The sequence below is a fragment of the Martinezella rhizogenes genome, from assembly GCF_000799715.1.
GTDB classification, from domain to species: domain Bacteria; phylum Pseudomonadota; class Alphaproteobacteria; order Rhizobiales; family Rhizobiaceae; genus Rhizobium; species Rhizobium rhizogenes_C.
In genome coordinates this window covers 114,163-133,536 of the sequence record NZ_JUHG01000016.1, presented here as the reverse complement: position 1 = coordinate 133,536, position 19,374 = coordinate 114,163, and the positions used below count along the sequence as shown (strand labels likewise).

At 60.9% G+C, this 19,374-nt stretch carries 19 protein-coding genes; 11 read left to right on the top strand and 8 right to left on the bottom strand.

Features of this window, described 5'->3' with window-relative positions; all coding sequences use genetic code 11:
• Positions 1-121: 121 nt before the first annotated feature.
• Positions 122-1,591, bottom strand: coding sequence for a betaine-aldehyde dehydrogenase (gene betB, locus EX00_RS22910; RefSeq protein ID WP_047463341.1), 1,470 nt, complete (start codon positions 1,589-1,591; stop codon positions 122-124).
• A complete protein-coding gene (betI, locus tag EX00_RS22905) occupies positions 1,588-2,202 on the bottom strand; it encodes a transcriptional regulator BetI (protein WP_047463339.1) in 615 nt (204 codons plus the stop codon). The genes betB and betI overlap by 4 nt, the downstream gene beginning before the upstream one ends.
• Positions 2,203-2,352: 150 nt before the next feature.
• On the opposite strand from betI, the gene EX00_RS22900 reads away from it, so the two are divergent.
• The 4 genes from EX00_RS22900 (at position 2,353) to EX00_RS22885 (ending at position 6,470) form a co-directional block, all read left to right on the top strand.
• Positions 2,353-2,901: an HdeD family acid-resistance protein gene (locus EX00_RS22900; protein WP_047463336.1), complete on the top strand. Its 549-nt coding sequence runs from the start codon at positions 2,353-2,355 to the stop codon at positions 2,899-2,901.
• A gap of 221 nt (positions 2,902-3,122) precedes the next feature.
• Positions 3,123-3,374: a ribbon-helix-helix domain-containing protein gene (locus EX00_RS22895; protein ID WP_047463332.1), complete on the top strand. Its 252-nt coding sequence runs from the start codon at positions 3,123-3,125 to the stop codon at positions 3,372-3,374.
• A 210-nt stretch (positions 3,375-3,584) separates the two neighbouring features.
• Positions 3,585-5,390: a GGDEF domain-containing protein gene (locus EX00_RS22890; protein ID WP_047463329.1), complete on the top strand. Its 1,806-nt coding sequence runs from the start codon at positions 3,585-3,587 to the stop codon at positions 5,388-5,390.
• 81 nt (positions 5,391-5,471) lie between these two features.
• Positions 5,472-6,470: an NAD(P)H-quinone oxidoreductase gene (locus EX00_RS22885; protein ID WP_047463326.1), complete on the top strand. Its 999-nt coding sequence runs from the start codon at positions 5,472-5,474 to the stop codon at positions 6,468-6,470.
• Here EX00_RS22885 and EX00_RS22880 read toward each other — a convergent pair.
• Positions 6,451-7,875 carry an MFS transporter gene (locus EX00_RS22880; RefSeq protein ID WP_047463323.1) on the bottom strand — a complete coding sequence of 475 codons (1,425 nt, stop codon included), beginning with the start codon at positions 7,873-7,875 and terminating at the stop codon, positions 6,451-6,453. The genes EX00_RS22885 and EX00_RS22880 overlap by 20 nt on opposite strands.
• Positions 7,876-7,976: 101 nt before the next feature.
• Between EX00_RS22880 and EX00_RS22875 the strand changes: the two genes are divergently transcribed.
• Positions 7,977-8,615 carry a helix-turn-helix transcriptional regulator gene (locus EX00_RS22875; protein ID WP_047463319.1) on the top strand — a complete coding sequence of 213 codons (639 nt, stop codon included), beginning with the start codon at positions 7,977-7,979 and terminating at the stop codon, positions 8,613-8,615.
• Here the strand turns inward: EX00_RS22875 and EX00_RS32315 are convergent.
• On the bottom strand, positions 8,598-8,843 hold the full coding sequence (locus EX00_RS32315; protein WP_162184555.1) for a type II toxin-antitoxin system RelE/ParE family toxin: 246 nt from the start codon (positions 8,841-8,843) through the stop codon (positions 8,598-8,600). The genes EX00_RS22875 and EX00_RS32315 overlap by 18 nt on opposite strands.
• 74 nt (positions 8,844-8,917) lie before the next feature.
• Positions 8,918-9,199 carry a hypothetical protein gene (locus tag EX00_RS22870; RefSeq protein ID WP_047463316.1) on the bottom strand — a complete coding sequence of 94 codons (282 nt, stop codon included), beginning with the start codon at positions 9,197-9,199 and terminating at the stop codon, positions 8,918-8,920.
• A 159-nt stretch (positions 9,200-9,358) separates the two neighbouring features.
• On the opposite strand from EX00_RS22870, the gene EX00_RS22865 reads away from it, so the two are divergent.
• Positions 9,359-10,366: an asparaginase gene (locus tag EX00_RS22865; RefSeq protein ID WP_047463313.1), complete on the top strand. Its 1,008-nt coding sequence runs from the start codon at positions 9,359-9,361 to the stop codon at positions 10,364-10,366.
• A 7-nt stretch (positions 10,367-10,373) separates the two neighbouring features.
• On the opposite strand, the gene EX00_RS22860 is transcribed toward EX00_RS22865, so the two are convergent.
• On the bottom strand, positions 10,374-11,129 hold the full coding sequence (locus EX00_RS22860) for a DeoR/GlpR family DNA-binding transcription regulator (RefSeq protein WP_047463839.1): 756 nt from the start codon (positions 11,127-11,129) through the stop codon (positions 10,374-10,376).
• 126 nt (positions 11,130-11,255) lie between these two features.
• Between EX00_RS22860 and EX00_RS22855 the strand changes: the two genes are divergently transcribed.
• Positions 11,256-11,612, top strand: a complete 357-nt coding sequence (locus EX00_RS22855) for an NUDIX hydrolase (RefSeq protein WP_047463310.1) — start codon at positions 11,256-11,258, stop codon at positions 11,610-11,612.
• Positions 11,613-11,749: 137 nt separating this feature from the next.
• On the top strand, positions 11,750-12,370 hold the full coding sequence (locus tag EX00_RS22850; RefSeq protein ID WP_047463837.1) for a glutathione S-transferase family protein: 621 nt from the start codon (positions 11,750-11,752) through the stop codon (positions 12,368-12,370).
• A 119-nt stretch (positions 12,371-12,489) separates the two neighbouring features.
• Here the strand turns inward: EX00_RS22850 and EX00_RS22845 are convergent, their stop codons facing one another.
• Positions 12,490-12,675: a hypothetical protein gene (locus EX00_RS22845; RefSeq protein ID WP_047463306.1), complete on the bottom strand. Its 186-nt coding sequence runs from the start codon at positions 12,673-12,675 to the stop codon at positions 12,490-12,492.
• Positions 12,676-12,824: 149 nt separating this feature from the next.
• Here EX00_RS22845 and EX00_RS22840 point away from each other — a divergent pair, with 149 nt between their 5' ends.
• Positions 12,825-13,721 (top strand): LysR substrate-binding domain-containing protein, encoded by an 897-nt coding sequence (locus EX00_RS22840; protein ID WP_047463304.1) that lies wholly within the window; start codon positions 12,825-12,827, stop codon positions 13,719-13,721.
• 7 nt (positions 13,722-13,728) lie between these two features.
• Here EX00_RS22840 and EX00_RS22835 read toward each other — a convergent pair whose 3' ends face one another.
• Positions 13,729-14,388: a glutathione S-transferase family protein gene (locus tag EX00_RS22835; protein ID WP_047463301.1), complete on the bottom strand. Its 660-nt coding sequence runs from the start codon at positions 14,386-14,388 to the stop codon at positions 13,729-13,731.
• Between the two features lie 269 nt (positions 14,389-14,657).
• Between EX00_RS22835 and EX00_RS22830 the strand changes: the two genes are divergently transcribed.
• Complete coding sequence (locus EX00_RS22830) at positions 14,658-18,158, top strand: indolepyruvate ferredoxin oxidoreductase family protein (protein ID WP_267884790.1); 3,501 nt, start codon at positions 14,658-14,660, stop codon at positions 18,156-18,158.
• Positions 18,159-18,188: 30 nt separating this feature from the next.
• Entirely contained in the window at positions 18,189-19,352 is a 1,164-nt protein-coding gene (locus tag EX00_RS22825) for an isovaleryl-CoA dehydrogenase (RefSeq protein ID WP_047463295.1), read from the top strand.
• Positions 19,353-19,374: the final 22 nt, after the last annotated feature.

Genomic DNA, 19,374 nt, shown 5'->3' with positions numbered 1-19,374 from the left:
AGGGGCGGGGCAGTTAGATGCAGCGTGCTTGGAGCAGCCCCTCATCCGGCTTGTCGCAATCTCACTCCGTTCGATTTCTCCAACCCACCTTCTCCCCGTTTCACGGGGCGAAGGAATTTGTTCAATAAGGCGCCTGCACCGGTCCCATGCCGACATAGACCGTCTTCAGCTCGGAATAGTGCTCGAGTGCCGCCAGCGAGTTCTCGCGGCCGAAGCCGGATTGCTTGGAGCCGCCGAAGGGGATTTCGACCGGGCAGAGATTGTAGGTGTTGATCCAGAGTGTCCCGGCCTCGAGCTGGTCGACGACGCGGTGGGCGCGGGTGAGGTCGGCGGTGAAGACGCCGCCGGAGAGGCCAAATTCCGTGTCGTTGGCGCGGGCAATGACCTCGGCCTCGTCATCGAAATCGAGCACGCACATGACCGGCCCGAAAATCTCCTCGCGGGCGATGGTCATGTCGTCGGTGACATCGGCAAAGACGGTCGGCTGCACGTAATAGCCTTCACCGGAGACATTGTTGGGAATGCCGCCGCCGGCCACCAGCGTCGCGCCTTCGGTCTTACCTTTCTCAATATAGGACAGCACCTTCTCGCGCTGCGCCCAGGACACCATCGGGCCGACTTGCGTTGCCTCATCCATGGGGTCGCCGATCACCATTGCCTCGGTGCGCGCCTTCAGGCGCTTCAGGAATTCGGACTTGATCTTGCGGTTGACGAAAACGCGCGTGCCGTTCGAGCAGACCTGGCCGGTCGAATAGAAATTGCCGAGCATGGCGCCGCCGATGGCGCTGTCGATATCGGCGTCGTCGAATACGATCAGCGGCGACTTGCCACCGAGCTCCATGGTGACGTGCTTCAGGCTTCCGGCGGCCGCCGCCGCGACCTTGCGGCCCGTCGGCACCGAGCCGGTCAGGGATACCTTCGCTACGTCAGGATGGTTGATCAGCAGCGGCCCTGTTTCGCGGTCGCCCTGAATGACATTGTAGAGCCCTTTCGGCAGCCCGGCCTCGATCAGGATCTCGGCGATCTTCAGCGCGCCGAGCGGTGTGTTTTCCGAGGGCTTGAACACCATGGCGTTGCCGGCCACCAGCGCGGGTGCCCCCTTCCAGCAGGCGATCTGCTGCGGATAGTTCCAGGCGCCGATGCCGACGCAGACGCCGAGTGGCACGCGCTTGGTATAGGCGAAATCGCCGCCGAGCGGGATGTAGGAGCCGTTGAGGCCAGCGGCTGCGATGCCGCCGAAGAATTCGAAGCTATCGGCGCCGGAGGTCGGGTCTGCGACGATGGTTTCCTGGATCGGCTTGCCGGTGTCGAGCGTCTCGAGTTCGGAAAGCTCGCGGTTGCGCTCGCGCATAATGTCGGCGGCACGCTTCAGGATGCGGCCGCGGGCTGTCGGGCTCATCGCCGCCCATTCCGGCTGCGCGCGCTTGGCGCTAGCGATTGCCTGTTCAACGATGGCGGGAGTGGCCGCATGCAGTCGGGCGATCACTTCACCGGTTGCCGGATAGATGCTTTCGATGACGGTGCCGTCGGTATCCTCGACATATTCGCCGTCGATGAAGTGGGAGGCGGTGGGCTGGGCTTTGAGGGTCATGTTTCAGTCCTTTGAACGGCGGCCTCTCGGGAAAGCGGCGCAAGCAGTGAATTGATGTAGTCTTCCGTCAGCGCGATCGAAGCCTCGATGCTGATCGGCGCTGATCTCAGACTTTGACGGATATAGAGCCCGTCGATCATCGCGGCAGCGCCCTCGGCGATGCGTTCTGCGTCTTCGCGCGGGCACAGCGCCTTGAGGTTGGCAAGCAGGTTGGAGCGCAGCCGCCGTGCATAGATGACGAGGAAGCGGCGGGTCTCTTCGGACCGTTGCGCCTCGGCGTAGAAGGCAAGCCAGGCGGCAATCGTTTCCGGCGCGAATTGATCGGCGTGGAAGCTGACATGGATGACGGCGGACAGTTTTTCCCGCGGGGCCGTTGCCGTCTTCATCGCCGTCACCGTGCTGTCGCGCAGCCGCTGTAGGTGATGACGGACGGTCTCGATCAGCAACTGTTCCTTGCTGCCGAAGTAGTGATGCGCAAGCGCCGGGGAAACGCCGGCCTGCTTGGCGATTTCGGACATGGTGACGGTCAGCGAGCCATGATCGCCGATCACGCGCATCGCCGCATCCACTAGTGCCTTGCGGCGCACCGGTTCCATTCCGACTTTCGGCATCACTTACCCCTGAGATCGCAGCAGTGTATTTTTGATTGACTGATCAATCAATAAAAAAATCACTTGGCGGCCGAGTATGAGTTGAAAATCCACTACCCCTTTCCGAGTTGCATTTCTGTGCCATACTCTTAGGCAGGAGGAGGTACAGTCATGGTCAATGTTCTGGATGAGGTTCCCCCGTCTGCAATGCGAGACAAATGGGGGTGGTTTGTCGCACTCGGCGTGTTTTTGCTCATCTGTGGCGCGATCGCCTTCGGCAATCTTTTCGTCGCCACCGTCGCGTCGGTTTATTACGTCGGCATGCTGATGCTGATCGGCGGGATCATCCATCTGGCGCATGCCTTTCAGGTGCGGGGATGGGAGCATATCCTGTTCTGGATATTGAGCGGCCTGCTCTATACGCTCGCCGGTATTCTTGCCTTCGCCAATCCCTTGCTCGCGTCGGAAGCGCTGACGCTCTTTCTGGCCATCGCCTTGCTGATCGCCGGCACGTTTCGTGTCTGGGTCGGCCGTAAGCTGAAGCCGGAAAAGGGCTGGATCTGGATTGTCATCGGCGGCGTGGTCACGGCGCTTGCCGGCATTGCCGTTGCGCTCGGCTGGCCGGTCAACAGCCTCTGGGTTCTCGGCCTGTTTCTCGCGGTCGACCTGACATTTCAGGGCTGGACACTGATGGCTTTCGGCTTTGCGCTCAGGCGATAAAAGCGAGCCAAACCGGCGGTAACGGAATACGACTTTTTGACAACAGGCGTGAGCGGGATTACTCTCTGCGGGCTGTCATGCAGGATGACGCGGCGCCGGGAGAGGTGCCATTGTCCGGAGCGGAGGTGTCCATGGAGACACGTCCTGAAGGCTCCGGTTCCATATCCTGGAGCGGATCTCCAGCGAAGAATTCTGCCTAACAACGAAAAGGGAGGAATATCATGCCGATGGTAACGGTTTCCATCTCTCCGCTTCAGGCTGCCGGCATTCGAGCGGCCGTCGATACGGGTGCTTATGCATCGAGCAGCGAAGTCGTGCGCGAGGCTTTGCGCATGTGGGATGCCGCGCGCAAGCGTGGCGAGATTTGCGATGTGCCGCGTGCGGCCAATGATCCGGATGGTGTGGTGAAGAGCAGCCGGTGTGTCGCCGATATGTTCGCCGATTACGAGGCGGAAACACACCGGCATAACTGAGCGTCAAGGGCGTCGCGTCTTGCGAAGCCGGTTTCGCCGATCCCCGGATCGGGGCTGTTGCATTGATGGTTAACGTTCTTTTACCATTCACGAAACTTTCACATAGGGGAAAGGTTTCGTTGATGCTTGTGGCCCATCTTGGGCCGAAAACGCGCTAAATCCGAAGTTTACTCAAAAACTTAGATCAAAAATTCTTTAGTGGAGATTGGCATGTCCCTGACTGCCGCCGTTGAGCCTGGCGTATTGCGCCGGTATGCCAGCGACCAGATTGTCACGCTTGCCAAACTCGTGATCGAAAATGCCTTCCAGCCAATCGTCGAAGCCGGCACGGGCACGGTCTTCGGCTATGAAGCCCTAATGCGCGGGCAGGAGCGGATCGGTTTCGACAGCCCGATCGAAATTCTCGATGAGGCCGAGCGCACCGGCCAGCTCCTGGGGCTGGAGCAGATGGTGACCAGCCGCGCGCTGGCGAAATTCGCAACGCTCCCCAACGCTGGCACCGCGACCCTTTTCCTCAATCTCGATGTTCGCCTGATCCCGCAGGGTGACCTGCTGGTCGACGGTTTGCTACAGCATATGAGGAAGACCGGCATTGCGCCGTCCTCCATCTGCTTCGAACTCTCCGAGCGCTTCGACAATACCAGCGTGCCGGAGTTTTCCGATCTGGTCGCCAAGATGCGGGATGCCGGTTTCAAGCTGGCGATCGATGATTTTGGCGTCGGCCATGGCGAGATGAAGCTCCTGGCCGACTATCCCGTCGACTATCTCAAGATAGACCGGCATTTCGTCGCCAATGTCGATCGCAACGCCCGCAAGCGTCATATCTTAAGAAACATCGTCAATATCGCCCATGTCCTCGGCACCCGCGTCATTGCCGAGGGGATCGAGACCGAGGCGGAATTCCTGACCTGCCGCGAATTCGGCGTCGATCTCGTCCAGGGCTGGTTCATCGCCCGCCCGACGATGCTGGTCAACGAGCTGAAGCCCGCCTTTCCGCATCTGCAGGATCTCGGCAAGATGGCGCGCAACAGTCAATCTCTGGACGAAATTCTCATCCGCAAGCAGATCGAGGTTTTGCCGACCATCGGTGAGAACGACAGCATCGACAGCGTTTTCGAACTCTTCCGCCGCAATCCGCGTCGCGCCTATTTCCCCGTCGTCAACGCCAATGGCGAGCCACGCGGCATCATCCACGAGTACCAGCTCAAGGAATATATCTACCAGCCCTTCGGCCGCGACCTCCTGAAGAACAAAGTCTATGAGCGCTCGATCTCACATTTCGTCGAAATGGCGCCGATCGTCGGCCTGGATTCCGATGCCGACACGCTGATGGCGATCTTCGCCAATATGGACAGCAGCGATTGCCTGATCGTTACCGAGGGCACGCATTATGCCGGCATCGTCTCGGCCGCATCGCTGATCAAGGTCATCAACGAAAAGCAGCTCAAGGTCGCCCAGGATCAGAACCCGCTGACTGGCCTGCCGGGCAACCGCGCCATTCACGATTTCATGCAGAATGCCGGCCGCGATGGCGATGAGATCAGGCACTTCTGCTATTGCGACTTCGACAATTTCAAGCCGTTCAACGATGCCTATGGCTTCCATCTCGGCGATCACGCCATCTCGCTGTTCGCGGCGCTGATGCGGCGTTATTTCTTCGCCGAGCGCCAGTTCCTCGGTCATGTCGGTGGCGACGATTTTTTCATCGGCGTCTCCGGCTGGCCTGTGGAGGAACTGCGTGAAATCCTCGACAGGCTGCTTGCCGATTTCCACGCCGATGTTCTGGAATTCTATTCGGCTGAGGATCGCGCCGCCGGCCGTATCCGCGGCCACGACCGCAGCGGTGCCGAGGCCATGTTCCCGCTGATGCGCTGCTCCATCGGCATTCTCGAGCTGTCCCAAGGGCTGGTCATCGACGATATCAACCGCGTCAGCACCTCGATCGCCGGCATCAAGGCGCGAGCGAAGGAGAGCGAAATCGGCGTTTCGTTCCTGAGCCTGGGCGAGACGAATTGACGCCCTACCTTACCGGCTTCTTTTCAAGCGACATGCGCTAAACTATCTCCACTGCTTTACTGGGATGAGGAGAGTCGAGCCATGCGCTTGCCGTCTGAAATGCGTTTTGTGGATTTGCCGTCTTTCGGTGCCCCCGAGGTCATGACTATTGCCCGCAAGCCCCTGCCGGTGCTGAAAGACGGGGAGATCCTCGTTCGGGTCGAGGCTACCGGCGTCAACCGGCCGGATGTGGCGCAGCGGCAGGGTATCTATCCGCCGCCGAAGGATGCCAGCCCCATACTCGGACTGGAAGTTGCCGGTGAAGTCGTCGACGTCGCGCGCGGCGTCACGGAATTTGCCATCGGCAACAAGGTCTGCGGTCTCGCTAATGGCGGAGCCTATGCCGAATATTGTGCCATCCCGGCCAGCCAGGCATTGCGGTTTCCGAATGGCTATGACGCCGTTCGCGCGGCGGCGCTGCCGGAGACGTTCTTTACCGTCTGGGCCAACCTCTTCCAGATGGCGGGCCTCACCGAAGGCGAGAGCGTCCTGATCCATGGCGGCTCCAGCGGCATCGGCACCACGGCGATCCAGCTTGCTTACGCCTTCGGCGCCACGGTCTATGCCACCGCCGGCTCGAAGGAGAAATGCGAGGCCTGTGAAAAGCTCGGCGCGAAACGGGCGATCAACTATAAGGACGAAGACTTCGCCGAGGTGATCAAGGCGGAAACCGGTGATGGCGTCGATATCATCCTCGACATGATCGGAGCTGCCTATTTCGAAAAGAACCTCGCCTCGCTTGCCAAGGACGGTTGCCTGTCGATCATTGCCTTCCTTGGCGGCGCGGTGGCCGAAAAGGCCAACCTGCAGCCGATCATGGTCAAGCGCCTAACGGTGACGGGATCGACCATGCGACCGCGCACGGCGGAGGAAAAGCGCGCCATCCGCGACGATCTTCTCTCGCAGGTCTGGCCGCTGCTCGACGAGGGCAGGATTGCCCCCGTCATCTACAAGACCTTCGCCTTCGACGACGTCATCGACGCGCATCGGTTGATGGAGACCAGCAATCACATCGGCAAGATCATGCTGAAGCTGGCTTGAGGGTGAACGACATGGTGATGGCGACGAGGCCGGGCAGGGCCATCAGCGCATAGAGCCATGTCGCCGCCGACAGACTGCCGGCGATACCGCCGGGATGGGCAAGTCCGGCACTATTGACGATGACGCCCGCGAGTGCTGCGCCAAAGGCGCCGCCAAGCGACTGCACCATCGAGATGGCTGCCGAAGCCTTGTCCTGTTCTGTTTGGTCGGCAAGGCTGATGATCCTGGCGATCAGATGCCCCCAGCCGAGACCGACGCCAAAGCCCATCAAGAACATGGAGACGACGGCGGGCGCGAGCCAAAGGAGTTCGCCGGCCGGATTGTTCCTGGCGACAAAGGGAATGAGCGACGCGGTGGAGACGGTTTCAAGCACGCAGCCGATGATGATCGCAATGGCGGCCTGCCGTCCCGAAAACGAGGCGCTGAAGAAGGCGGCCACGGTCCAGCCGAGCGCCACCAGCGCGACGAGATAGCCGGAGGCGAGCGGCGCAACGCCGTGCAGGTTTTGCAGGAAATAAGGAATGTAGATATCGCTCGTCAGCACCAGCATCATGGTGAACATCATCAGATAGTGCCGGGAGATTGGCTTGGCGAGGATGACGGCGCCCTTCGGCAGGAGCGTGGTTTGCCCCTTGCGTTCGAAGATCAACATTGCCGCGATGAAAGCGACGGATAGGCCGATCAGCAGGATCTTGTAGGATCCATGATCGCTTGTGCTCGCAAAACTCGTCAGCAGGACCGCGGTGAGCAGAAGCGCGATCTGAACCAGAGGCGTTTTCCCCTCCGCGCGATCGTCCTTGACCTTCGGCAGCAGCCAACGTGCGGACAGGGCCATGAGGCCGGCCACGGGCACGAGAATAACGAAGGCCTCGCGCCATGCGTGACCGGCGGAGAACATCCCGCCCAGCGTCGGCCCGAGCACAGTGGCGACGCCCCATATTGCGGCGTAAAGCGTGGAAGCCTTGCGCCACATCGGTTCGGGGTAAACGAAGCGAATGAAGGCATAGGCGAGGCCCGCAAGCATGCCGACGCCGTAACCTTGTACGGCGCGGCCGGCCAGCACGACATGCATCGTCGGTGCTATGGCGCAGATCAGGTTTCCGGCGCCGAATATCAGCGCCGCCGCGACATAGACTGCGCGCAGGCCCATGCCTCTCGGTCGCGTCGCAACCGTGATCGAGCCGAGTACGCCGGCCGCGACGAAAAGCGTCGTCATCCAGGAAAACAGCTCGATGCCGCCAATATCGCGAACGATTGATGGAGCGAGCGTCGCGGTGATGTAGGATTCGACCGCGTAGAGCGTGACGCCGCCGCCGAGCATCAGTGTCGCGGGCAGGAGACGGGGTGAGAAGAGGGTGAAAATGGAGTCGGAGTGGGACGTATCTGCGTGGTCGATGCTGGACATCGGATGATCCTCGGTATTTTCCCTAGCGAATAATTATTTTCCAAGTTATAAATTGGAAAATTACATCGTCGTGGAATTAAAACAAGAGAAAACTTGGAAAAATGCGTCAGTCGCCCGTCAACCGAATCCTGATCCTGTTGAAAACCGATGGCCCGCAGCTCGCCACGACGCTCGGCAGCGCGCTCGGCATCTCGTCGGAAGCGGTGCGCCAGCAATTGACGAAGATGGCGGAGGAGGGGTTGGTCGAACCCGTGACGGAGGCGGCATCGGGCAGGGGGCGACCACGGCAGCTCTGGCATCTGACGGCTGCCGGCAACCGTCAGTTTCCCGACGGCCATGCTGACCTGACCGCGACGCTTCTGGCGACCATGGCCGACCAGCTAGGGCAAGGGGCGGTCGACGCGGTGATTTCCGCCCGTGAGGTGGAGACGCTGAAGCGTTACCGCAGCGAAATCGATATCGGCTCCGATCTCCCCTCGCGCGTTGCCACGCTTGCGGCCATCCGCACGCGCGAAGGCTACATGGCCGATCATTGGCTGGAGGAGGACGGCTCCGTCATGCTGGTGGAAAACCACTGCCCCATCTGCGCCGCCGCAAGCGTCTGCGCCGGCTTCTGCCGGTCGGAGCTTGAGACGTTTCGCGCGGCACTAGCGGCAAGCGTGGAGCGGGAAGAGCATATTCTGCTCGGGGCGCGGCGTTGTGCCTATCGGATAAGGGTGGCATCAAGCGGGATCAGCTGAGCCTGGAAAGTCGGCATAGTTGAGCGGATACCGTCTGGCGCTGTAGACCCGAAGTATCCAAATGGTTTGATCGCGGACAATGTAGGGGACTATGAATCCATATCGAGGCTCGACGAGCTCTCGAATATCCTCGCGTATTGTCGGGCGACCCGAATTCGGCTGCTGTTTCAGTGATTGTATCGCGGCAGCGAGACGTTTGGATACGTTGCCATATCCCTGTGGGCTCAACGGTCTCAGCCAGTGCTTGAGTTCCTACAGATCGTGCATAGCGTCGCGGGAAAAGCGAATATCCATGAGTGAAGCTATTGCTTGCGCAAGAGCGAAGGCTGCGGCAACTCCGCATCCTCTCCCCAACTCTCGAGCCATGCCAGGATATCATCGCCGGCATAACCCAGGCCGTCATCGACATCTTTCAACGCGGCATCCATATCCAGCTGCCAGCGCGCCTGATTGCGAAGGTACGTTTCCACTGCGTCCGTTACAATATCCGTGCGCGAGCGACCGGTCTGCACCGCAAGGTCATCGACCTGGGACTGCAATTCATTTGGAAAATCGATATGCATGGTTCGCGCCGATTGCGGCATGGACTTCTCCAGATCAGCTGTGCTCATGATAATAGCACGAACCAGTCGGAGGACCAGATTCCTTTTCAGGCTTACGCCTCAACTTCCCATGCCGGTTGGCAACCCTCCCGGCAGCGGCTAACAATACCTCATCCCGCAAATCAAAGAGCGCTTTCCATCATGTCCAATCCCGTCTGCGTCGAAGTCACCCGTGGAAATCTTGTTGAAAGCCGTCATCGCGGATCGGTCGCGGTGGTCGATGGTGACGGGAAGTTGGTTTTCTCGCTTGGCGATATCGAACGCGGCGTATTTCCGCGCTCCGCCTGCAAGGCGATGCAGGCTTTGCCGCTGGTCGAGAGCGGCGCGGCGGATGCCTATGGCTTTGGCGATAAGGAGCTGGCGCTGGCCTGTTCTTCGCACAATGGCGAGGACGAGCATGTGGCGCTGGCCGCGTCCATGCTTGCGCGGGCTGGTCGTGACGTCGCCACGCTCGAATGCGGCGCGCATTGGTCCTTCGACCAGAAGACGATCATCCATCAGGCGCGCACCCTCGACAAGCCGACGGCGCTTCACAACAACTGTTCGGGCAAGCATTCCGGCTTCATCTGCGCCTGCTCTCATCAGGATATCGATCCCAAGGGCTATGTCGGCTACGATCATCCACTGCAGCAGCAGATCCGTGCGACGATGCAGAGCCTGACGGGTACGCCGCTCGGCCACGACAATTGCGGCATCGACGGCTGCGCCATCCCGAGCTACGCCGTGCCGCTCAAGAGCCTGGCGCATGGCTTTGCCAAAATGGCGAGCGGTAACGGACTGGAGCCGCTACGCGCCAAGGCTTCCCGCCGCCTGATCGACGCCTGCATGGCCGAGCCCTTCTATGTCGCCGGCACCGACCGTGCCTGCACAAAGCTGATGCAGATCGCTCCCGGCAAGATTTTCGCCAAGACCGGTGCCGAGGGTGTCTTCTGCGCGGCGATCCCCGAGCAGGGCATTGCCATCGCAGTCAAATGCGATGACGGCACCACCCGCGCCGCCGAAGCGATGGTGGCCGCGACGCTCGCCCGCTTCTTCGAAAAGGACAGTGATATCAATGCCAGGCTGATGGCCATGGCCAACAAGGCGCTCAAAAACTGGAACCTCATTCATGTTGGCGATATCAGGGCGACGGCGGTGCTGACTGCTTGATAAAGTTCTATGCGAAGCGGATATTCACTCCGGCGTCTCGATAGGGTGCCAGACTTCCCTCGGTAATGCCTGACGGCACGATCATGCCCGAAACCGCCGTGATGGGCAGGATGTGGCAGGGCGAGGCGGCATCCAGCTTCTCCTGCGTCGCCAGCACATAGGTTTCCGCCGAGCATTGGGCAATATGCCGCTTAATGGCGGCCTCCTCGAAGTCCCCGGTCGAGAGCCCGCGGGCAGGGTGAATGGCGGTGACGCCGAGGAAGAAGATGTCCGGTCGCAGCAGCGAGATCGCAGCCATTGCCACGGCTCCCGTCGCCACCATCGAATGCTTGTAGAGCTTGCCGCCGATCAGGATGACGTCGGCCGTGGGGTGATGCTCCAATTCGCCTGCGATCGTCGGGCTGTGGGTGACAATGGTGAAGGCAAAGTCCCTGGGAAGATGGCGCGCGATCTCCGCATTTGTCGTGCCGCCGTCGAGGAGCACGGTCTGCCCCGGCCGAACCATCCCCGCCGCATAAGCTCCGAGTTGACGCTTCACCTCCGACGATACGCTTTGCCGCGCTGAAAAATCCGGGAGCTCCGGTGAGAGCGGCAGCGCGCCGCCATGCACGCGCTTCAGCAGCTTTTCCGCCGCCATCTCTCGAAGATCCCGGCGAATCGTATCTTCTGACAGGCCGAGATCGTCGGCGACCGCCTTGGCGATCACCTGGCCGTCGCGGCGCAGGATATCGAGGATGAGGGTCTTTCGCTGACTGGTGAGCATGTTGCCTGCTTTTGCACGATAATTCATGATACATCGTGAATTTATCAGAAATGAGTCGACAATCAAGAAATTTAATGCATTTTCGTGCAAATTCCTGCAAGAGGCAGGAGTAAGAGGAGATGTGACATGTTGATCCTGATTGCCGGACCCTATCGCTCCGGAACCGGAGACGATCCCCGGAAGATGGCAGAAAATCTCAAGCGGCTGGAGGAGCCGTCCCATGCGCTGTTCAGGGCAGGGCACCTGCCGATGATCGGTGAATGGGTCGCCCTGCCGGTCTGGCACGCCGCCGGCGGCAAGAGCATCGGCGATGATCTCTATGAAGAGATTTTCCACCCGACCGCCCATCGGCTGCTGCAACTTTGCGAGGGTGTTCTGAGGTTGCCGGGCGACTCCAAGGGTGCTGACAACGATGTTCGCATCGCCCGCGAGCGCGGCATTCCCGTCTGGCATCGGCTGGAGGATGTGCCCGGCTGCGCATGAAGGCATGCCGCCGCCCCTCCCTGCGACGCACTGGCGCGGGAGGGGCGACCCAATGACCTTTGCGCTGGAATATGCTTTCGCCCAAATCCAAACCGGCTATAGTTCGCGCAGTCTTCAACGAAGCGGAAATCGACACCATGCTGAATTTGTATTTTGCGTCGGGAACCTGTGCGCTCGCAAGCCTGATCGCGCTTGAAGAATCCGGTCTTGGCTACGAAGCCAAGCCCGTCAGCTTCGCCCAGGGCGAGCAGCGTTCGCCGGAGTATCTGGCGATCAATCCCAAGGGCCGCGTTCCCGCGCTGATCACCGACAAGGGTGTCCTCACCGAGAACGTGGCGATCCTCGCCTATGTCGCCCAGATCGCCCCGCAGGCAAAGCTGGCGCCGCTCGACGATCCCTTCGAATTCGCCCGCATGCAGGCGTTCAACAGCTATCTCGCATCGACGGTGCATACCAATCACGCTCACAAGATGCGTGGCCATCGCTGGACCGACGATGCCTCAGCGATTGAGGCGATGAAAGCCAAGGTGCCGCAGACCATGGGCGAAAGCTTTGCGCTGATCGAAGAGACGATGCTGGAAGGTCCATGGGTGATGGGCGAGCAATATACCGTCGCCGACGGCTATCTCTTCACCCTGACACGGTGGCTTCCCGGCGACGGCGTCGATCTGGCCCGTTTCGAAAAGGTCAGCGCTCATCACGCGCGCATGCTGGAACGCCCGGCCGTGCAAAGGGCACTGGCTGCGCAGCAGGCTTAATCAGACGGCGTCAAAGGTAGCCCGCAGCTTTTTCGGCGCGCGGAACCGGTCGATGGGCAGGGACATCGCGACGGTTTCGCCGTTCGATTTCATGCCGTGCTCGTCAGCGCCGCATTTCTTTACGCGCATTCATTCGAACAGGCTTCCCGTCTTTCCATCTGCCGCCCCAGATTTTCCGGCATGAGTGGCAGATCGGCCAGTTCTTCCAGCGACATGGTTTCCAGCATTGGATGGCTGAGTGGGTCATCTTCCCGCCCTCGATCTTCCTCCAGCAGGTGATTGAAGAAAAGCTTCAGTATCGACATGACATGCCTCCTTGCTCTCCGGCTGTGGCGCGCCTCACGGCGGGTCAATCAGCGGGACGGTGGCGGTTTCCGTAGGTATGCTGCAATGATCGCGCGAATTTCGCACTATTACAATTGAGAATGCCAGGATGCTGATATAGATATTCTATATGAGAAATCTCAACAGCGTTCATCTGAACGGGCTTCGAGCCCTGGAGGCGGTCGGCCGGCTTGGGTCGTTGCAGGCGGCGGCTGACGAGCTTGGCGTCACCATCGGCGCGGTCAGCCAGCAGGTCATCAAGGCCGAGGCGCAACTGGGCCGGCCGGTCTTCGAGCGTACGCCGAAGGGCATGGCGGTGACAGAGGCGGGTATCGCGGTGCTGGCGCGGCTTCGCGAGGGGTTTCAGGCGTTGTCGGCGGCAGTGACCGTGGCGCAATATCGCGACGACAATATTCTCACCATCTCGGTTGCGCCGGTTCTCGCCGCTCGCTGGCTGGTGTTCCGGCTTGACCGGTTCGCCAAGCGTTATCCGGATATCCGCCTGCGCATCGATGCCACCACCCAACTGGTCAATCCGGCGACGTCGGATGTCGATATCGGCATCCGCGTCGGCAGCGGACATTGGCCGGGCGTCAAATCCGAGCTGCTACTGGCGCAGGAAGTGTTTCCCGTCGTCACGCCGCAGATCGCCGCCACGCTCAAGGAGCCCGCCGATCTGCTGAAGGTGCCCGCAATCATCGACGGACACGCCATGTTCACGTGGGATGTCTGGCTAAGCGAGGTTGGCCTCTCGGGCGAGAGCATGGAAACGCGCCATATCTTCAACGATGCTTCGCTCTGTCTCGATGCCGCCATGGCCGGCCAGGGTGTAATGCTCGCCTGGCAGACGCTGGCGGTACATGCTCTGGAACACAAAAGCCTCGTCGATCCCTTCGGCATCCGCGCCAAAACAGGCTTCGGCCACTATTTTATCACGTCCGAAGGTGCGCGCGAGGCCAAGAAGGTGACCGCCTTCAAGGCCTGGATGCGCGAGGAGATGGAAGTGAGTATGCGGCTCTTCCAGTAAGTTGGTCTCAGGCCGGCTCCTTGCCGCGCGCAGCCTGCATCGCCTTGTAGCCGGCGCGCGACTGGCAGCGCTCGATCCAGACCTTCACCTTCGGATGGCTGTCGAACAGCGCTTGTTCCGTCTGCGCATAGCGAAGGACCTCGGCGGCGTTGAGATCGGCGACGGTGAAGCGGTTGCCGGCGATATAATCCTGATTCTGAAGATGCTGCTCCAGCACATCCAGCGGCTTCTTCATCGAACGGCAGGCAACCGCGATCCCGGCCTTGCCGGCCTCACTGTTTTCCAGACCATTATCGTAGATCCTGACAAGCGCGATGGAATAGGGCTCCACCTCGGTTGCCGCCCACATGGTCCACATCAACAGCTGCCCTTCCTCCTCCACCGTCTTGCCGGCGAGCGGACCGCCATATTTGCGGGCGAGATAGAGATTGATCGCCAGGGATTCGTTCATGACGAGATCGCCGTCCTTGATGCTCGGGATCATCGCCATGGGGTTCACGGCCAGGAATTCCGGCGACAGCGTGTTGAGCGGCGCATCGGGGCTCAAGGGGTTATCCAGCCGGCGGGCCTGCACGACCGGCACGGACTTGAATTCGATGCCGAGTTCTTCCGCCATCCAGTAATTGCGCGATGCACGCGAGCGATAGACGCCATAGATTGTCAGCATGTTCCGTCTCCGACGTTTTCGAGTCGAGCGAGGGTATTGGCAGCTATTGGCGAAAGGAAGGGGTGTCCACTGATATCTGGATGAAAGCTTTTGATGGGTGCGCGGGGCTAAGCACGAAAATATCCACAGAAAGCCCGGAATCTTTGCGAATCATGCTGTCTCGCCACCTCCTTTGTTCGGAAATTAGCGTGCGTGCATGTTAGATTTCGAGTCGTGGTTTTCATCGGGTGCGATAGGAGGCATTCGGCGAAAAAGTCCATGCACAATTGGTGACTGCGATCTCGGGAGGAGAGCAGATGCTGGCGACGAGCGTATCGCTTGACGACAAATATACCGCAGACGAAGGCCGCGTCTTCATGACCGGCTTGCAGACGCTGGTGCGTCTGCCGATGACCCAGATGCTGCGAGACCGCGCCGCCGGTCTCAACACCGCCGCTTTCATATCCGGTTATCGCGGCTCGCCGCTCGGCGGCTACGATCAGCAGCTTCTGAAAGCCAAGACATATCTCGACGCGCACGACGTCACCTTCCAGCCCGGCATCAATGAAGACCTCGCCGCCACCGCCGTCTGGGGCACGCAACAGGTCGGCCTGTCGCCCGGCGTGCGCAAGGATGGTGTGCTCGGCATCTGGTACGGCAAAGGCCCCGGTGTCGATCGCTCGGGCGACGTGTTGAAACATGCCAACGCCGCCGGGACTTCGAAGCATGGCGGCGTCCTCTGTTTCGCCGGCGACGATCATTCCGCCAAATCTTCCACCATTCCGCACCAGACCGACCATGATTTCATGTCGGCCGTCATCCCGGTCCTCTATCCCTCTTCCATTCACGAATTCCTCGAATACGGCCTGCTCGGCATCGCCATGTCGCGCTATTCCGGCTGCTGGGTCGGCATGAAGTTCATCGCCGACACCATCGAGACGACGGCTGCCGTCGATCTCTCCGGCGAAAGGCGACAATTCGTGTTGCCGACAGATTTCGAGCTGCCGCCCGGCGGCCTGAACCTACGCTGGCCCGATCCGCCGCTGGTGCAGGACGATCGATTGCAGACCTACAAGGCCTATGCGGCCATCGCCTTTGCCCGCGCCAATCGCGTCGATGAAGTCACGCATGACGTGCCCAACGCCCGCTTCGGCATCATCTCCTCCGGCAAGGCCTATGAGGACGTGCTGCAGGCACTGCGAGAGCTGGAGATCGGCCCGAGGGAAATGGCCGCCATCGGCCTGCGCATCCTGAAGGTCCGCATGCCCTGGCCGCTGGAGCCGGAGGCCGTCAGGCATTTCTCCGAGGGGCTGGACGAGGTGCTGGTGATCGAGGAACGGCGCGAGATCATCGAAAACCAGATCAAGCAGCAGCTCTTCAACTGGCGCTCCGATGTGCGCCCGCGCATCGTCGGCAAGTTCGACGAGCACGACAAGCCCTATCTCAGCCTGTCGGCGGCGCTGACCGTCGGCTCGGTGGCTCGCGCCATTGCCGGCCGCATCGTCAAGCTCGATCTCGATTCCTCATTGCATGATCGCATCGCCGCCAAGCTCACCTATCTCGCCGAGCGCGGGCAGATCAGCCGCACCCATGTTGCGCCGGTGAACCGCACGCCGTTTTTCTGCTCCGGCTGTCCGCACAATACCTCGACCCGCGTCCCAGAGGGCAGCCGCGCCATGGCCGGCATCGGTTGCCACTACATGGTCACCTGGATGGACCGCAAGACCGAGACCTTCACGCAGATGGGCGGCGAAGGCGTGCCGTGGACGGCAATCGCCCGCTATACCGACGAGAAGCACATGTTCGCCAATCTTGGCGATGGCACCTATTTCCATTCCGGCATTCTCGCCATCCGCCAGTCCGTCGCCGCCAAGGTCAATATCACCTACAAGCTACTCTATAACGACGCCGTCGCCATGACCGGCGGTCAACCGATCGACGGCTATCTGACGCCGGAACTCGTCACCCGCCAGCTGCACGGCGAAGGTGTTAAGCCGATCTATCTGCTCTCGGAAAGTCCGGAGGCCTATTCGGCATCGGATCTGGCTCCCGGCGTCAAGGTCCTGCATCGCGACAATATCGATCAGGTCATGCTGACGCTGCGCGAGACCGAGGGCTGCTCGGCCATCGTCTATGTCCAGACCTGCGCCGCGGAAAAGCGCCGCCGTCGCAGCCGCGGTCTGCTCGAAGACCCGGCCAAGCGCGTCTTCATCAATCCTGCCGTCTGCGAAGGCTGCGGCGATTGCTCGGTGCAGTCCAACTGCATTTCCGTCGAGCCGCTGGAGACCGAATTCGGCCGCAAGCGGCAGATCAACCAGTCGAGCTGCAACAAGGACTTCTCCTGCGTGAAGGGCTTCTGCCCCTCCTTCGTCACCGTCCACGGCGGCAAGCGCCGCAAGCGCAAGGCGCTGGAACATGCCGATGTTGAGGTGCCGATGCCGGAAGTCCCGGCTCTCGGCGAGCGTCCCTGGAACATCGCCATCGCCGGCGTCGGCGGCACCGGTATTTTGACCATCGGCGCCATCCTCGGTATGGCCGCGCATCTCGACGGCAAGGTGCCGATGATCCTCGATATGGCGGGTCTCGCGCAAAAAGGCGGGGCTGTCATGAGCCATCTGCGCATCGGCCACAATCAGGCCGACGTCACCTCGTCGCGCATCGTCAACGGCGGCGCCGACCTGTTGCTTTCCGCCGACGAAGTGGTCGGCGCGTCGAAGGATGCGATCACGCTCTGCTCTTCCGCCCGCACCACCGCCATCGTCAACACCGGCCTGATGCCGGTTGCAGATTTTGTCCGCAATCGCGATTTCGATTTCAAGGTCGGTTCGGTGCAGCACGCCATTGCCAAGACCGTCTCCGACAAATCCGTCTTCCTGGATTTCGGCCATGTCGCGAGCGAAGTCACCGGCGATGCCATGTCGACCAATATCCTGCTCACCGGCTTTGCCTGGCAACGCGGTCTTCTGCCGCTGTCGCTGGAAGCCATCGAGAAGGCGATCGAGCTCAATGGTGTGGCGGTCAAGGCCAGCCTCTCCGCCTTCCATTGGGGCCGGCTGCTGGCGCATGATCCGCAAGCCGTGCATGAGATGATGACCGAGCCGGATGCGAAAAAGACGCTAGTGGAGATGAGCCTCGGCGAGCTCATCACCCACCGCAAGACGCATCTGACCGCCTACCAGAATGCCGCTCTTGCCGACCGTTATGTCGCTTTCGTCACGCGCGCTTCGGCAGCAGCCGCCAAAGCCCAGCTTTCCGACAAGGTGCCCTTCGCCGTTGCCGTCACCTATGCGCGGGTGCTGGCCTATAAGGACGAATATGAGGTAGCGCGGCTTTTGAGCGATCCTGCCTTCGAGGCGCATTTGCGCGATGAGATGGAAGGCGATTTCAAACTGGCCCTCAATCTCGCCCCGCCGATGCTTGCCGGCAAGGATCCGAACGGACGGCCCAGGAAGCGTGAATTCGGACCCTGGATCTTGCCGGTCCTACGGTGGCTCGCGCCGATGAAACGGCTGCGCGGCACCGCCTTCGATCCCTTCGGCTATATGGCCGAACGTCGGCTCGAGCGTCGGTTGATTGGCGAATATGAAGCAATCGCCGAGCGTGTCCTCAGCCGCCTGCGTGCGGACAATGAGACGGAGGCCCTTGCTATTCTGTCATTGTTCGATGAGATCAGAGGCTACGGACCGGTGAAGGAAGAGGCCGCCCGGAAGGTCATGGCGCGGATCGCCGAGAAGCTCAAGACTTATGAAATGCCGCAGGAGAAGCAGCACGTTCCCGCCGACGCGGCGTGATGTTCAGGAGAGAAGCGGGAGGAGAACGCCATGTATGAGGGGGGATTGAATTTCGCGCTCGGCGAGGAGATCGAGGCACTGCGCGACAGCGTGCGCCGTTTTGCCGACCGCCGTATCGCGCCGCTTGCCGACGAGATCGATCGCAACAATGGCTTTCCGATGCATCTGTGGCAGGAGATGGGGGAGCTGGGCCTGCTCGGTATCACCGCCGATGATGCCTATGGCGGCGCCGGCCTCGGCTATCTCGCGCACACGGTCGCCATGGAAGAAATCAGCCGCGCCTCGGCCTCGGTCGGCCTCAGCTACGGCGCCCATTCCAATCTCTGCGTCAACCAGATCAATCGTAACGGGAGCGAGGCGCAAAAGGCGCGCTACCTGCCGAAGCTGATTTCCGGCGAGCATGTAGGCGCGCTCGCCATGTCCGAGCCGGGCGCTGGCTCCGATGTCGTCTCGATGAAACTGCAGGCTGAAAAGCGCGGTGACCGCTATATTTTGAATGGCAGCAAGATGTGGATCACCAACGGCCCGGATGCCGAAGTGCTGGTCGTCTACGCTAAGACCACGCCGGATGCCGGCCCGCGCGGCATCACCGCTTTTCTGGTCGAGAAAGGGTTCGAGGGTTTCTCCGTCGGCCAGAAGCTCGACAAGCTCGGCATGCGCGGCTCCAACACCTCGGAGCTGATTTTTATCGACTGCGAAGTCCCGGCGGAGAATGTGCTGGGTCAGGTCGATGGCGCCGCCCGCGTGCTGATGTCCGGTCTCGATTATGAGCGCGTCGTCCTCTCTGGCGGCCCGCTCGGCATCATGGCCGCCTGCATGGACGTCGTGCTGCCCTATCTGCACGAGCGCAAGCAGTTCGGCCAGCCGATCGGCGAATTCCAACTGATGCAGGGCAAGCTTGCCGACATGTATGTGACGATGAATGCCGCCCGCGCCTATGTCTATGCGGTCGCCGCCGCCTGCGATCGCGGCGAAACGACCCGCAAGGACGCCGCCGGCTGCATTCTTTACGCCGCCGAAAAGGCGACCGCGCTGGCGCTCGAATGCATCCAGGCGCTCGGCGGCAACGGTTACACCAACGATTACCCCGCCGGACGGCTGCTGCGCGACGCCAAGCTCTATGAGATCGGCGCCGGCACCTCCGAAATCCGCCGCATGCTGATCGGGCGGGAGCTGTTTGCCGAGACCATTTGACTTCAAGATTTCACCCCAGCAC